The 14523-nt window shown below is 70.5% G+C and carries 14 protein-coding genes and 1 other RNA gene; 8 read left to right on the top strand and 7 right to left on the bottom strand.

Annotated elements, in window-relative coordinates; all coding sequences use genetic code 11:
• Nucleotides 1–5: 5 nt before the first annotated feature.
• Together ssrS and MKP05_RS08425 are read right to left on the bottom strand one after the other, a co-directional pair.
• A non-coding RNA gene (gene ssrS, locus MKP05_RS08430) (6S RNA) lies at nt 6–190 on the bottom strand.
• 45 nt (nt 191–235) lie between these two features.
• Nucleotides 236–535 carry a cell division protein ZapA gene (locus tag MKP05_RS08425; protein WP_240567899.1) on the bottom strand — a complete coding sequence of 100 codons (300 nt, stop codon included), beginning with the start codon at nt 533–535 and terminating at the stop codon, nt 236–238.
• Nucleotides 536–717: 182 nt separating this feature from the next.
• Between MKP05_RS08425 and MKP05_RS08420 the strand changes: the two genes are divergently transcribed.
• From MKP05_RS08420 to MKP05_RS08405, 4 genes are all read left to right on the top strand, one after another.
• Complete coding sequence (locus MKP05_RS08420) at nt 718–1296, top strand: UPF0149 family protein (RefSeq protein ID WP_110284447.1); 579 nt, start codon at nt 718–720, stop codon at nt 1294–1296.
• Between the two features lie 33 nt (nt 1297–1329).
• Nucleotides 1330–2667 carry a Xaa-Pro aminopeptidase gene (gene pepP / locus MKP05_RS08415; protein ID WP_240567898.1) on the top strand — a complete coding sequence of 446 codons (1338 nt, stop codon included), beginning with the start codon at nt 1330–1332 and terminating at the stop codon, nt 2665–2667.
• Between the two features lie 65 nt (nt 2668–2732).
• Complete coding sequence (gene ubiH / locus MKP05_RS08410; RefSeq protein ID WP_240567897.1) at nt 2733–3944, top strand: 2-octaprenyl-6-methoxyphenyl hydroxylase; 1212 nt, start codon at nt 2733–2735, stop codon at nt 3942–3944.
• Nucleotides 3945–3953: 9 nt separating this feature from the next.
• The gene (locus tag MKP05_RS08405; RefSeq protein WP_276316563.1) at nt 3954–5234 is read left to right on the top strand and encodes a UbiH/UbiF/VisC/COQ6 family ubiquinone biosynthesis hydroxylase; all 1281 of its coding nucleotides are present in this window, start codon (nt 3954–3956) and stop codon (nt 5232–5234) included.
• An 18-nt stretch (nt 5235–5252) separates the two neighbouring features.
• On the opposite strand, the gene MKP05_RS08400 is transcribed toward MKP05_RS08405, so the two are convergent.
• From MKP05_RS08400 to gpmI, 3 genes are all read right to left on the bottom strand, one after another.
• Nucleotides 5253–6545, bottom strand: a complete 1293-nt coding sequence (locus MKP05_RS08400; protein ID WP_240567896.1) for a S41 family peptidase — start codon at nt 6543–6545, stop codon at nt 5253–5255.
• Between the two features lie 71 nt (nt 6546–6616).
• On the bottom strand, nt 6617–7759 hold the full coding sequence (locus MKP05_RS08395) for a murein hydrolase activator EnvC family protein (protein ID WP_240567895.1): 1143 nt from the start codon (nt 7757–7759) through the stop codon (nt 6617–6619).
• Between the two features lie 24 nt (nt 7760–7783).
• A complete protein-coding gene (gpmI, locus tag MKP05_RS08390; RefSeq protein ID WP_110284453.1) occupies nt 7784–9358 on the bottom strand; it encodes a 2,3-bisphosphoglycerate-independent phosphoglycerate mutase in 1575 nt (524 codons plus the stop codon).
• A 235-nt stretch (nt 9359–9593) separates the two neighbouring features.
• On the opposite strand from gpmI, the gene MKP05_RS08385 reads away from it, so the two are divergent.
• Genes MKP05_RS08385 through MKP05_RS08375 form a run of 3 tightly spaced genes read left to right on the top strand, consistent with a single transcriptional unit; the run spans nt 9594 to nt 11346 of the window.
• Nucleotides 9594–10016, top strand: coding sequence for a rhodanese-like domain-containing protein (locus tag MKP05_RS08385; protein WP_110284454.1), 423 nt, complete (start codon nt 9594–9596; stop codon nt 10014–10016).
• A gap of 45 nt (nt 10017–10061) precedes the next feature.
• Nucleotides 10062–10577 (top strand): protein-export chaperone SecB, encoded by a 516-nt coding sequence (gene secB, locus MKP05_RS08380; protein WP_110284455.1) that lies wholly within the window; start codon nt 10062–10064, stop codon nt 10575–10577.
• A 19-nt stretch (nt 10578–10596) separates the two neighbouring features.
• Complete coding sequence (locus MKP05_RS08375) at nt 10597–11346, top strand: 16S rRNA (uracil(1498)-N(3))-methyltransferase (RefSeq protein ID WP_240567894.1); 750 nt, start codon at nt 10597–10599, stop codon at nt 11344–11346.
• 67 nt (nt 11347–11413) lie between these two features.
• Here MKP05_RS08375 and MKP05_RS08370 read toward each other — a convergent pair whose 3' ends face one another.
• The gene (locus MKP05_RS08370; RefSeq protein ID WP_240567893.1) at nt 11414–11581 is read right to left on the bottom strand and encodes a DUF1127 domain-containing protein; all 168 of its coding nucleotides are present in this window, start codon (nt 11579–11581) and stop codon (nt 11414–11416) included.
• Nucleotides 11582–11747: 166 nt separating this feature from the next.
• Between MKP05_RS08370 and MKP05_RS08365 the strand changes: the two genes are divergently transcribed.
• Nucleotides 11748–13184, top strand: a complete 1437-nt coding sequence (locus MKP05_RS08365; RefSeq protein ID WP_240567892.1) for an aminotransferase-like domain-containing protein — start codon at nt 11748–11750, stop codon at nt 13182–13184.
• Nucleotides 13185–13196: 12 nt separating this feature from the next.
• On the opposite strand, the gene MKP05_RS08360 is transcribed toward MKP05_RS08365, so the two are convergent.
• Complete coding sequence (locus MKP05_RS08360) at nt 13197–14498, bottom strand: MFS transporter (RefSeq protein WP_240567891.1); 1302 nt, start codon at nt 14496–14498, stop codon at nt 13197–13199.
• Nucleotides 14499–14523 lie beyond the last annotated feature (25 nt).

Genomic DNA, 14523 nt, shown 5'->3' with positions numbered 1-14523 from the left:
GGACGAGGTTCCCCAGAGTGCCGCTGTCGTTCTGGCCCTTGAACCCAGTGGTTCAAGGTGGGTGGCCGCAGCCGAACCGTCAGGCTTTCCGACGCACGGACATGCACACGGGTCCGGCTAGCATATGGCCCCCTGGGTATTGCGCATAGGCTCGAGGGACGATAACGACTGGCAAACACCCCAGGGAACACCTTCATCCTACCAGAGCCACGGACAGGGCCAAAGTGCTGATTGCCTATCGGCGAGGCGTGTCGGCGAGGGCCTGGTCGAGCCGGGCGCTCAGCTGGTTCAGGTTCTGCTCGCCCTCGCGCTGGGCATCGAGCGTCTCGAGCAGCTCGTTGGTGATGTTCAGCGCCGCCATGATGGCGATCTTCTCGGCACCCAGGACCTTGCCACGGGCATGGATGCCATCCATGGCCCGATCCAGATAGCGGGCGGCGCGCTCGAGCTTGTCCTGCTCGTCTGGTGGGCAGGCGATGACGTAACTACGCCCCAGCAGGGTGATTTCGGTGGTCGGCCGCGAGGCATCGGTCATGACGGGCTCCGGTTCGGTCCAGTCGGGCGGGGGCGATGGCCGCGCCTCCCGGTGGCCCGATGCGTTAACATCCAGGAATGGAATCGATTCGATCCTCACTATAAGAGAGCCGTTCTCGGGCGGTCAACGCGCCCGGAACATCGTCGCTCTCTGCATGCACGGCCCCATCACGGACTTTTGCTATGTCACTGATCAACGAACGCCAGGACTTCTCCACCATCGCCGACCTCTTCCTGCTGCATGGCAGCATGCAGTCACCGGCCTTTCTCGATGGCAGGCTGAGCGCCGCCCTGGCCCTTCAGGACCTCTCCGCCGAGGCCTGGCTGGAGCAGGTCTGTCTCTCCCTGGGGGTCGAGCAGCCCCGCGACGCGCAAGCCGCCGAGCGTCTCCTGGCCTGGCGGCGCCAGACACTGGACGCTCTCTCGGCGGCGGAGCTCGGCTTCGAGCCGCTGCTGCCGGACGAGCTGTTCTCGCTGGCCGAGCGTGCCCAGGGCCTCAAGGAGTGGACGCTGGGCTTCCTCGAGGTGGTCCAGGATGCCGGCGAGGCGCCCCGGCAGGGCTGGTCGGCGCCCCTGCGCGAGGCCCTGGAGGATCTCGAGGGCCTGGCGGCCATGGAGACCGATATCGAGGACAGCCCCGAGAACGAGAACGATCTCTTCGCCCTGACCGAGCATGCCCGCATGGCCGCCATGCTGCTCTACACCGAGCAGCACCCGGGCAAGCCCCAGGTCGAGCGGGTCGACGACGAGACGCGCCACTGACGCCACTGGAACCCCCCACACCGAGGAGCCGCGATGCTGCCCGAGATCCTGCCCCGCCCTGCCCCCATCGGCAACGACGAATACCGCGCCCGCCGGCAGGCGCTGATGGCGTCGTTGCCGGCCGGCAGCGCCGTGCTGCTGCCCGGCGCTGCCCTGGTCACCCGTTCGCGCGACAGCGAGTTCCCCTTTCGCCAGGACAGTGACTTCCACTACCTGACAGGCTTTCCCGAGCCCGATGCCCTGCTGGTCCTGCTGCCGGGCCGTGCGGAGGGCGAAAGCGTGCTCTTCTGCCAGGACCGCGACCCGGCCCTGGAGGCCTGGACCGGCATCCGCCTCGGCGCTGAGGGGGCCGTCCGCGAGCATGGGGTCGACCAGGCCTTCGAGAATGCCGAGCGCGACGAGCGCCTCGAGGCACTGCTCGATGGCCGTCGTACCCTCTACCTGCCCCTGGCGAATAACGAGGCCCTGGTCCTGGCCGACGAGCTGCGTGGCCGCCTGGCCGGCCGGGTGCGCCGCGGTGCCCGCCCGCCCGAGGCCTTCGCCGATATCGCCCCGCTGCTCCACGCGCAACGCCAGGTCAAGAGCGAGGCCGAGCTCGCCCTGATGCGCCACGCCGCGGAGGTCTCGGCCCGGGCCCATGTGCGGGCCATGCAGGCGGCCCGGCCGGGGCTCGCCGAGTACCAGCTGCAGGCCGAGCTCGAACACGAGTTCCGCTGGCAGGGCGGTAGCGGCCCGGCCTACGCCAGCATCGTCGGTGGCGGCGCCAATGCGTGTGTGCTGCACTACATCGAGAACGCGGCCAGGCTGCGCGATGGTGACCTGGTGCTGATCGACGCCGGTGGCGAGTTCGACCTCTATGCCGGCGACATCACCCGCACCTTCCCGGTCAACGGACGCTTCGACGGGGCCCAGCGCTCGCTCTACGAGCTGGTGCTCGGGGTGCAGGAGCGGGCGGTGGATGCCGTGCGCCCCGGCGCCACCCTGGCCGAGATCCACGACCTGGTGGTGCACGGCCTCACCGAAGGGCTGATCGGCCTGGGGCTGCTCGAAGGCGAGGTGCAGGCGCGCATCGAAGACGACAGCTATCGTCGCTTCTACCTGCACTCCACCTCCCACTGGCTGGGGCTCGATGTCCACGACGTGGGGACCTACCGCCGCGACGGCGAGCCGCTGCCCCTGGAGCCGGGCATGGTGCTGACCATCGAGCCGGGGCTCTATGTTCCCGCCGACGATGACATCCCCGAGGCCTTCCGCGGTATCGGCATCCGGATCGAGGACGACGTGGCGGTCACCGCCACCGGCCACGAGGTGCTCTCCGCCGGGGTGCCCAAGCGGGTGGCCGAGATCGAGGCCCTGATGGCCAGAAAATGACCAGCCGGGACACTCCTCGAAATGCCTTTATGTAAAGTACATTATGAAATGATCGGGAGGCCTCGATGACGGGTGCCGTGGAGCAGCGGGTGGACATCGCCATCGTCGGCGGCGGCCTGGTGGGGGCGAGCCTGGGCTGTGCCCTGGTGCCGCTGATCGAGCGGCTGGGGCTGTCGGTGGCGGTGATCGAGGCCGCCCCGCTGCTCGACCGGGTGGAGGCACCCTGGCAGCCCAGTTTCGATGCTCGGGCCAGCGCCATCGCCCAGGGCTCGGCGACACACTTCGCCGGCATGGGCCTGTGGTCCGCCATGGCCGAACAGGCTGCACCGATCCGCCGGATCCACGTCAGCGAGCAGGGCCGCCTCGGGGCCACCCGGCTGCGCAGCGATGAGCTGGGCGTCGAGGCACTGGGCCACGTGATCCCCAACGCCTGGATGGGGCGGGTGCTCCATCGCCGGCTGGCGCAACTGCCGCTGGCCTGGCACTGTCCCGCCCGGGTCGAGGCGATTAGCCCCGAGGCGGGTGGCTATCGGCTGGGCCTCTCCGACGGCAGCCGGCTCCAGGCCGGGTTGACGGTGCTGGCCGACGGCGGTCGCTCCGGGCTCAAGGAGCGGCTCGGTATCGAGAGTCGCGAGCAGCCCTATGACCAGGTGGCGCTGATCGCCAGCGTGGAGGTGAGCGAGCCCCACGGCGGCATGGCCTGGGAGCGCTTCACCGGCGAGGGGCCCATCGCCCTGTTGCCGCTGCGTGGCCAGGCCATGGAGCTGATCTGGACCCACGGCGCCGGCCGCGAGTCCCGCCGACTGGCGCTCTCCGATGGCGACTTCCTCGCCGAGCTGCAGCGGGCCTTCGGTGAACGTGCCGGGCGCTTTCGCCGGGTCGGCAGCCGGCACGCCTACCCGCTGTCGCTGATCACCGCCCGGGAGACGGTGCGCCCCGGGCTCGCCGTGTTGGGCAATGCCGCTCACTCGCTGCACCCGGTGGCCGGTCAGGGGTTCAACCTGGCCCTGCGCGGCGTGATGGACCTGGTCGCCGCCCTGGAGCATGGCCTGGCCCGGGGCGAGTCGGTCGGCAGCATGGCCGTACTGGCCGACTTCGAAGCCCGGCGAGGTGCCGACCGCCACAACGTGATCCGCTTCAGCGATGGCCTGATCCGCCTGTTCGGCATCGACAGCCCGCTGCTCTCCCACGCCCGGGCCGCGGGGCTCGTCGGGTTGAACCTGGTGGGCCCGTTGCGCCGTACCCTGGCCCGGCGCGCCATGGGGCTGGAAAGATAGGAGAACCACATGCAGGAAACGCATCACCAGGGGCCGCGGCCGGAAGGCCGGGAGCGCGGTGAGGAGAGGGAAGCCGCCGAGGTGGTGATCGTCGGCGGCGGCATGGTGGGCGCGACCCTGGCCTGCCTGCTCGGCAATGCCGGGGTGGCGGTGGCCCTGCTCGATGCCCGCGAGGCACCGCTGGACGCCGGCCGGGTCGGCCATGGCCGGCCCGGCCGGCGGGTCAGTGCCCTGACGCCGGTCTCGCAGCGACTGCTCGAGGGGCTCGACGCCTGGGACTGGATACGGGGCCGACGGGCCAGTCCCTACCGCTTCATGCAGGTGTGGGACGCCGAGGGCAGTGGCGAGGTCAACTTCTCCGCCGACCAGGCCGGGGTCCCGGTGCTGGGCCATATCGTCGAGAACGACGTGATCCTGGCCGGCCTGGAGTCACGCCTCGCCGCCTTGCCCGGGGTACAGCGGCACTACGGTGCCCGGGTGGCAGGGCTCGAGGAGCGGGGGGACGACCGCGAGGTGGTGCTGGAGGATGGTCGCCGGCTGGCCGCGCCCCTGGTGGTGGCCGCCGACGGTGCCCGTTCGCCGCTGCGCGAGATGGCGGGCATCGGGGTCAGCGCCCGGGATACCGGCCATGTGGCGGTGGTGACCACGGTCAGGACCACGCCCCCCCATGGCGAGGTGGCCCGCCAGGTGTTCCTGCCCACCGGGCCGCTGGCCTTCCTGCCGCTGGTCGTAGATGGTGATGACCACCACTGCTCCATCGTCTGGTCGACCTCGCCCAGCGAGGCCGAGCGCCTGGTGGCCCTGCCGCCGGAAGCACTGGCCCGCGAGATGGCCGCCGCCGTGGAGTTGCGGCTCGGCGAGGTGACGGTGATCGACCGGGCCCTGGCGGTGCCGCTGACCCAGCGTCATGCCGAGCGCTATGTGCTGCCGGGGCTGGCGCTGGTCGGCGATGCCGCCCACAGCATCCATCCGCTGGCGGGCCAGGGGGTCAACCTGGGGCTGATGGACGCGGCGGTGTTGGCCGAGGAGCTGGTAAGGGGACGTGCCCGTGGGGTGGCGCCGGGAGACGAGCGACTGCTGGCCCGCTATGCCCGGCGCCGGCGCGGGGACAACGCCACGATGCTGGCGCTGATGGACGGCTTCCGGCTGCTGTTCGGGGCCCGCCACCCGGCGCTGACCCTGGCGCGCAACCTGGGCATGTCCGGGGTCGACCGCTCGGGGCCGCTCAAGCGCCTGCTGATGCAGCAGGCCACCGGCCACCGGGGCAGGCTGCCGGCCTCTTGCCGGTAACCTGCCCATGGTGTTGCGTTAACGTTCGCGCTGGCTCAGCACATTCAACGCCTTGAGCAGGTTGAGTGCCTCGCCGAGCTGGTAGTCCTCGCGCAGGCGCTCGCCCAGCTCGCCGCGGGTGCGCGGTTCGCCGCGGGAGCGCAGGTGACCCTCCAGGTCGGCCTCGCGCACCCGTAGCTCGCTGCCCTCGGCGACTTCCAGCCGGCCGCGCACCACCTGGACGTCGGGCTCGATGCCCTGGGCCTGGATCGAGCGACCGCCCGGCGTGAAGTAGAGGGCGGTGGTCAGCTTGAGCCCCTCGCCGTTGCCCAGCGGCATGATCTGCTGCACCGAGCCCTTGCCGAAGCTCTCGGTACCCATCACCACGCCGCGGCGCTGGTCCTGCAGGGCGCCGGCGACGATCTCCGCCGCCGAGGCGCTGCCGCCGTTGATCAGCACCACCAGGGGCACGTCCGGCGCGGCGGTCTCGGTGCTGGCCGAGAAGCGCATCTCGGTGTCCGGCAGGCGTCCCTCGGTGTAGACGATCAACCCGCTGTCGAGGAAGGCGTCGGCCACCGCCACGGCGGCCTGCAGCACGCCGCCGGGGTTGTTGCGCAGGTCCAGCACCAGGCCGTTGAGGGCGCCCTCGCGCTCCATGCTGGTGAGGGCGCTGCGTACCTGGTCACCGGTCCGGGTCTGGAACTGGCTGACCCGCAGGTAGCCGTAGCCGGGTTCGAGCAGTTCGCTGCGCACGCTCTCGGTGCGGATCACTTCCCGGGTCAGGGTGAAGGTGCGCGGGGCCTCTTCGCCCTGGCGCATGATGGTCAGGCTGATCTCGGTCCCCGGGTCCCCACGCATCAGGTTGACCGCCTCCTGGAGCGAGAGGCGGTCGGTGGGGGTGTCGTCGATGCGCAGGATGACGTCCCGGGACTGCAGCCCGGCGCGGGACGCCGGGGTGTCGTCGATGGGGGTGATCACCGTCAGCTGGCCGTCCTGGGTGCCGACCTCGATGCCCACGCCGCCGAACTCGCCCTCGGTGGACTCGTGCAGGCTCTGGAACTCCTCGCGGTCGAGATAGGCCGAGTGGGGGTCGAGCTCGCTGAGCATGCCGCGCATGGCGTTGCGCAACAGGGTGCTGTCGTCGACCTCCTCGACATAGGCGCGCTTGATGCGCTCGAACACCTCGGCGAAGGTCTGGATGTCCTCCACCGGCAGGTCGTTGGCCGAGGGGGTGGCGGCAGCCGGCAGGGGCAGGGCCAGCAGGGCGACGGGCAGAAGCATCGCCATCAGCCGCCGTGGCGAGGCGGCAGGGCCGGCGAGACGTGGATGCATGCGATCTCCGCTGTTCCATGACGGGCAGCTCAGCATAGCCCGTGGGCGAGGCTGTGGGAAAGGGGCCGGGTTCATCGTGAGGCGATCCAGGACTGCGGGTCGATCGGCTCGCCGCCGCGGCGGACCTCGAAATAGAGGGCCGGGGTGTCGTGGCCGCCGCTCGCGCCTACCGCCCCCAGGGTGTCGCCCCGGGAGACCGCCTGGCCCACCTCGACGCCGAAGTGTTGCAGGTGGGCGTGCAGGGTCATCACCTGGTCACCGTGATCGACGATCAGCAGGTTGCCGAAGCCGCGCATCCAGTCGGCGAACACCACCCGACCGCCGTGGACGGCCCGCACCGGGGTGCCCTCGGCGGCCCGAATCAGCATGCCGTTGCGGTGTACGCCGTCGCCGCGCCGGAAGCGCGAGGCGACCTGCCCCTGTACCGGCCAGGGCAGCTCACCCTGGGTCTGTTCGATGGCGGTGGAGGGCGGCGGCCGCTGCAGCCGGGCGAGAGCCTCCTGCACCTCGCGCAGCACCCGCTCGGCGTGGGCACGATCCTGGTTGAGGTCCTCCAGCCGCGCCTGCTCGGTGGCGTAGCGACTGTCGAGTTCGGCGACCAGCTGGGCACGGCCCTGCATCTGCTCGGCGAGGTCGGCGCTACGGCTCGCCAGTTCCTCGGCCAGGGCGTCGAGGCGCGTGCCGCGGGCCTCGAGCGCCCGGCGGTTGTCGGCCAGCGCGCTGTCGAGCCGGGCGAGTTCGTCGAGGCGTTCGTTGCGGGCCTTCGCCAGGCGGTTGAGGTAGTGCTGCAGGCGGTCGAGCCGGGCCGGGTCGTCCTGGTTGAGCAGCAGCTTGAGCTGGGGGGTGAGGCCGAGACGGTAGAGGGCGTCGAGCTGGGCATTGAGCGCCTCGACCTGGTCGGCGCGTTCGGCCTCGAGGCCATTGCGCCGGGACTCGAGGGCGTCGATCTCGTCGGTGAGCCCGCGGCGCTCGGCCTGCAGGGCGTCGAGGCGGCGGTGGGTCTCGGCCAGCGCCGTCTCCACCTCGCGCAGCTCGCGACCGGCATCGTCACGGGCCTCGCGGGTGGTGGAGAGGCGCCGGGAGAGCCCCTGGATCTCCTCGCCGATGGCATCGAGTCGCTCCCGGGCGGCCCGTTCGCTGGGCTGGGCGGCCAGCGGCGGGACCAGGCAGAGGGCCAGCAGCAGTACGCCGAGTGTCGCGACACCTCTTGCCATCCGCTGGCCTCCCGTCGCGCGGTATCAGCCGAAGTCGATCAGCACCCGGCCGCTCATCTCCTCGGGGATCGCCTGGTCCATCATGGTCAGCAGGGTCGGGGCGATGTCGCACAGGCGGCCGTCGTCGCGGAGCTTCGCCGGGCGGGGGCCGACATAGACCAGCGGCACGTCGAAGGTGGTGTGGGCGGTCTGGGCGACGCCGGTCTCGGGGTTGACCATCTGCTCGGCGTTGCCGTGGTCGGCGGTGACCAGGCAGGCGCCGCCGGCGCGCTGGATCGCCTCCACCACCCGGCCGACGCAGGCGTCCACCGCCTCGATGGCCTTGACGGCGGCGTCGAACTTGCCGGTATGACCGACCATGTCGCCGTTGGCGTAGTTGCAGACGATCAGGTCGTACCGGCCGGAGTCGATCGCCTCCACCAGCCGGTCGGTGACCTCCACGGCGCTCATCTCGGGCTTCTCGTCGTAGGTCTTCACCTCCTGGGGCGAGGGCACCAGCACCCGGGTCTCGCCGTCGTACTCGTCCTCGCGGCCGCCGGAGAAGAAGAAGGTCACATGGGCGTACTTCTCGGTCTCGGCGATGCGCAGCTGGGTCAGGCCACGCTTCTCCATCACCTCGCCCAGGGTGTTGGTCAGCTCCGCCGGCGGGAAGGCGGCGGGGGCGGGGATGTCGGCGGCGTACTGGGTCAGCGTCACCAGGCCGTCGGCGGCGAGGCGCGGGCGGGCGCGGCGCGCGAAGCCGCCGAAGTCGTCCTCGACGAAGGCGCGGGTCAGCTCCCGGGCACGGTCGGCGCGGAAGTTCATGAAGATGGCGGCGTCACCATCCTCCATGGTGACGGGGGTACCGTCCGGGCGGATGCTGGTGGCGCTGACGAACTCGTCGGTCTCGTCGCGCTCGTAGGCGGCGCGCAGGCCCTCCTCGGCGCTTCCCGCGTCGAACTCGCCCTCGCCGAGGGTCAGCAGGTGGTAGGCCTTCTCGACGCGGTCCCAGCGGTTGTCGCGGTCCATGGCGTAGTAGCGGCCGATGAGCGAGGCGACGAAGCCGTTCTCGGCACCGACCAGCTCGGCGAGGCGCGCGTTGACGCGCTCGATGGAGGCCAGGGCGCTCTTGGGCGGCATGTCGCGGCCGTCGAGGAAGCCGTGGACGACGATGCGCCGGGCGCCGCGGCGGGCGGCCAGTTCGGCCATGGCGAGGAAGTGCTCCTCGTGGCTGTGCACGCCCCCCGGCGAGAGCAGGCCCAGCAGGTGAACGGCCTTGCCCGCGGCCACGGCGGCATCGATGGGCGCGGTGAGCTCGGCGATGGCGTCCAGGTCGCCGTCCTCGATCGCCTTGGTGATGCGGGTGAAGTCCTGGTAGACGATGCGTCCGGCGCCCAGGTTCATGTGACCGACTTCCGAGTTGCCCATCTGGCCGTCCGGCAGGCCCACGTAGCGGCCGTCGGTGTGGATCAGGGTGGCGGGGTGCTCCTGCTGCAGGCGGTCCATCACCGGGGTGCGGGCGGCCAGCACGGCGTTGTCCGCGGCGTCGGGGTTGTGGCCGTAGCCGTCGAGAATGATCAGTGCCACCGGGCGGGGGGCGGAGGTCGAAGCGTCGGTCATGGGGGAAGGGCCTCTTGTTGATGGCGACGCCGCGACGAACGCGGGGCGCTCATCGGGGTCGCGACTTGTTGCTGCTTGCGGCATCATATCGCATGGCAGCGCCGGGCGTCATGGTCGCCGTCCGCCGGCCGCGGTTCGCCACGGCTTCGTGTATACTGGGCGCCGCCCGGCGGCGGGCCTGCGAGCCGTGCCGGTTTCACCCCATCATGCACCGAGTAAAGAGTGTTCCGGACCCATGATCGATCAGCTGTTTGAATTCGTGCAGAATCACCCGCTGCTGGTGGGTGCCTTCCTGCTGGTGTTGGCCGCCTGGATCGCCTACGAGGTCCGCAACAGCGCCGCCAGCGGCGTGACCGCCAGCGAGGCCACCCAGCTGATCAACCGCGAGGATGCCGTGGTGCTCGACATCCGCGAGGCCGGCGATTTCAAGGCCGGCCATATCGCTGGCGCGCGCAACATTCCCCAGAGCAAGCTCGAGAATCGCCTGAACGAGCTCGACAAGTTCAAGGACAAGCCGATCATCGTGGCCTGCAAGCATGGCCAGAGTTCCGGCGTCGCCCTGGCCAAGCTGACCAAGGCCGGCTTCGAGCGGGCGGTCAAGCTCAAGGGCGGCATGGCCCAGTGGCAGGCCGATGGTCTCCCCGTGGTCAAGAAGTAACCACGCCAACTTCCTTTTCGTTCACCGTTTCAAAGGACCTTTCCCATGGCGGAAGAGAACAACCAGAACGCCGGCGCGGCCGCCGGCCAGCAGGACAAGCCGCAACTGCAGTTCGCCCTGCAGCGCATCTATGTCAAGGACATCTCCTTCGAGGCGCCCAACTCGCCGACCGTGTTCCAGCAGCCGTTCAAGCCCAAGGTCGGCCTGGACCTGAACACCTCCAGCCAGCAGGTGGGCGACGGCCTCTACGAGGTGGTGGTCAAGGTCACCGCCCAGGTGACCCACAGCGAGGAGGGGACCACCTCCTTCCTGGCCGAGATCGAGCAGGCCGGCCTGTTCCGCATCAGCGGCATCGAGGGGGCGCAACTCGACCACACCCTGGGCGCCTTCTGCCCCAACGTGCTCTTCCCCTATGCCCGCGAGTGCATCGACAACCTGGTCAACCGTGGCGGCTTCCCGCCGCTGATGCTGGCGCCGGTCAACTTCGAGGCGATCTACGCCCAGAAGAAGAAGCGCGAGGCCGAGCAGGCACAGCAGCAGGGCGAGCAGACGACCCAGTAAAGGCAAGGGGCGGCGATCGATGAAGACCGAGGCCAGGTCCCTGGCAAGAGCCCCTCGCATCCACGTCGCCGCCGACTTCACCGTCGGCGGCGACGTCGTTCTGCCCGAAGGTGCCGCGCGCCATGTGGCGCGGGTGCTGCGCCTGGGCGTGGGGGCGTCGCTGGTGCTGTTCGACGGCCGTGGCCAGGAGGCCCGCGCGGTGCTGGTGGAGGCCGGTCGCAAGCGGGTGGTGGCGCGCATCGAGGCCGTCGAGGCCGGCCGCGGCGAGTCGCCACTGGCGGTGCACCTGGGCCAGGCGATCTCCAAGGGCGACCGCATGGACTACGCCATCCAGAAGGCCGTGGAGCTGGGGGTGGCGGCGATCACCCCGCTCCATACCGAGCACGGCGACGTGCGCCTCAAGGGCGAACGCGAGGCGAAGAAGCTCGCCCACTGGCAGGCGGTGGCCGCCAGCGCCTGCGAGCAGTGCGGTCGCGCCACCCTGCCGCCTATCCATCCCCCCGTTGCCCTGGCCGACTGGCTGGCCGACCGCGGCGAGGCCCTGCGGCTGGTGCTGCATCCCGGCACCCCGGGCGCGCTCGAGCATGAGCCTGCTCCCGCCAGCGCCGCCCTGCTGATCGGCCCGGAAGGCGGCCTGTCCGACGCCGAGGTCGAGGCCGCCCTGGCCGCCGACTTCGCCTCCCTCTCCCTCGGCCCGCGCATCCTGCGCACCGAGACTGCCCCGGTGGTGGCGCTCTCCCTGCTGCAGCATCGCTTCGGGGATCTGTAATCGGGGGCGGTGCGGTTGCACGCCCCCGGCACGACGGGCTGGCCAGGGGCTTCTCCCGTTGCCGGGGTCAGGGTTTCCAGAACGGCTTGCGGGCCTCACGCTCGGCGGTGCGGCGATCGATACCGATATCGTCGAGCAGATGACGGTCCAGGTACTGCAAGCGGCGCCGCGAGCGATGGCGCTGTGCCTGTCGCCGCCAGGCGGCGAGTCGTGAAGTCAGGTAGTGGCGGAGCATGGCCGGGTCCTCCTGTCGGGTCACCCTGACAGGCTACGGCGGGCATCGATATCGATACAGATTCAGCCCCTGTGTATTTTTAAGATACAGATGGATTTTTTCAGCGGCTGTATCGGGGAATCTGTGCTATCTGTACTGCTTGTCGTAGCTTTCCTGTGGAGCTGTCATGAAGCGTTATGAAGCCGTGGCCCGGGCCATCGGCGAGCGCATCGAGCAGGGACTGTATCGCGTCGGTGATCGGCTGCCGTCGATCCGCCGGCTGTGCCAGGAGTTCCAGGTCAGCGTTTCCACCGCCCAGGAGGCCTACCGGCGCCTGGAGGAGGCCGGGGCCGTCGAGGCGCGGCCGCGCTCCGGCTACTTCGTCGCGCCGCGGGTCACGCCCAGCGTGTTGCCCCGCGTCTCGCGCCCCGCCCGGCGGCCGCTGGACGTCTCGCAGTGGGATCAGGTGCTGGAACTGGTGGGGGAGTCGCCAGACCAGGATCGACTGCTGAGGCTGGGACGCGGCATCCCCGACCTCGACGCCGCGACGCTCAGGCCGCTGCTGCGGCGGCTCTCCACGCTGCACCGGCGGGCCGGCGCGCAGGACCTCAACTATGACAGCCTGGCCGGCAGCCTCGAACTGCGCCGCCAGATCGCCCGCCTGGCGACGGCCTCGGGCTGCCTGCTGCACCCTGACGACCTGCTGGTCACCACCGGTTGCCAGGAGGCGCTGTCGCTCAGTCTGCGCACCCTGGCCGGTCCCGGCGACGTGGTGGCGGTGGATTCGCCGAGCTTCTACGGCACCATGCAGATCCTCAAGGCCCAGGGGCTCAAGGCACTGGAGATTCCCACCGACCCGCAGACCGGTATCAGCCTGGCGGCCCTGGAACTGGCCCTGGAACAGTGGCCGGTGCGGGCCATCCAGATCACCCCGACCTGCAACAACCCGCTCGGCTATACCATGCCCGAGACCCGCAAGCGCGCGCTGGTCGCCCTGGCCCAGCGCTTCGACGTGGCGATCGTCGAGGACGACATCTACGGCGACCTGGCCTTCACCACGCCGCGCCCGCGCACCATCAAGAGCTTCGACGACGATGGCCGGGTGCTGCTGTGCAGCTCCTTCTCCAAGACCCTGGTGCCGGGGCTGCGAGTCGGCTGGATCGCCCCGGGGCGCTATCGGGACCAGGTGCTGCACATGAAGTACGTTTCCACCGGGGCCTCGGCGACGCTGCCGCAACTGGCGGTGGCGGAGTTCATCGCCCATGGCCACTATGAGCGCCATCTTCGCGAGATGGTCCGCCAGTACCAGCGCCAGCGCGACATCATGCTGGGCTGGGTGGCGCGTGACTTCCCTCAGGGCACCGGAGTGAGCTACCCCCAAGGCGGCTTCCTGCTGTGGCTGGAACTGCCGGGCGAGGTCGACTGTGTGCGACTCAATGCACGGCTGGCCGAGGAGCGTCTGCATATCGCCCCCGGGTCGCTGTTCTCGGCCTCGGGAAAATACCGCCACTGCCTGCGCCTCAACTATGCCGCAGCGTTGACGGGTGCCGTCGAGGCGGCGGTGAAGCGAGTCGGCGAGATCGCCGCGAGCCTGCTGGTCGAGCATGCCGGGATGCCGGAGTAGCCCGGCAACGCCTCAGCCCCTGGCCTGGCCACGCTGCGGTCTGGCGCCAGGGGGCGGCTCCGACGTGGCCTCGTCGAAGCGGTCGACCCGGCGCAGCGGGGCGAAGGCGCGCATCCACACGCCGACCACCGCCAGGGTGCCGAGCCCGCCGATCACCGCCGCCGGCACCACGCCGACCCAGGCGGCCATGCTGCCGGCGCGGAACTCGCCGAGCTCGTTGGAGGAGCCGATGAACAGCATGTTGACGGCGTTGACCCGGCCGCGCATCTCGTCCGGGGTGGCCAGCTGGATCAGCGTCATGCGCACGTAGACACTGATCATGTCGGCGGCGCCGGCGACCAGCATGGCGGCCAGCGACAGCCAGAACAGCGTCGAGAAGGCGAACACCAGGTTGGCGACGCCGAACACCGCTACCGCGGCGAACATCACCGTCCCGGCATGGCGCCGGATGCCGCGCACCCCCAGGTAGAGCCCCATCAGCAGGGCGCCGACGGCGATGGCGCTGCGCAGCGCGCCCAGGCCCTCGGGACCCACGTGCAGCACCTCCTGGGCATAGATCGGCAGCAGCGCCACCACGCCGCCCAGCAGCACCGCGAACAGGTCCAGGGAGATGGCGCCGAGGATGATCGGCTGGTGGCGGATATAGCCGATGCCCGCGGTGAAGCGTCGCCAGGCGGTGGCCTCCAGGGGCCCGCTCTGCTGGGCATGGCGGAGCGGCACCGGCACCAGCAGCGCCAGGGCCGCCACGAAGCCGCCCAGGCACACCGCATAGGCCAGGCTGCCGCCCGCCGCGTAGAGAATGCCCCCGAGCAGCGGGCCGCCGATCACCGCGATCTTCATGATCGAGCTGTTGAGCGCGATGGCCTGGGCGAGCTGGGCGCGGGGCACGATGTTCGGCAGCAGGCTCTGCAGGGTCGGTCCGGTGAAGGCCCGGGCGCAGCCGAACAGCGCCAGCACGGCATAGTAGGGCGTCACGTCGCCGTTGCCGGCGGCGGAGAGGGCGAGCAGCAGGGCGCTGCACAGCCCCTGCACGGCCCAGCTGAGCTGCAGGATGCGCTTGCGCGGGAAGCGATCGACCAGGTCGCCGGCGGGCAGCAACAGCAGCACCATGGGCAGGAACTGGGCCAGGCCCACATAGGCCAGCGACATGGGATCGCGGGTGATGGCGTAGACCTGCCAGGCCACCACCACGGCCTGGATCTGCATGGCGAACACCGCTGCCAGCCGCGAGAGGAGGAAGCTCAGGAAGCCGGGCTGGCGATGCAGGGGCAGAAGGTCGTCGGTGGAGTCGTGGGTGATGACGCCGGGTCGCATGGGCCTGTCGTGTGGATGGAACGAA

The organism is Halomonas flagellata (assembly GCF_022487945.1).
Taxonomy (GTDB): domain Bacteria; phylum Pseudomonadota; class Gammaproteobacteria; order Pseudomonadales; family Halomonadaceae; genus Halomonas; species Halomonas flagellata.
The sequence above is the reverse complement of the archived record's forward strand: the minus strand, read 5'-3'. Positions and strand labels throughout refer to the sequence as shown.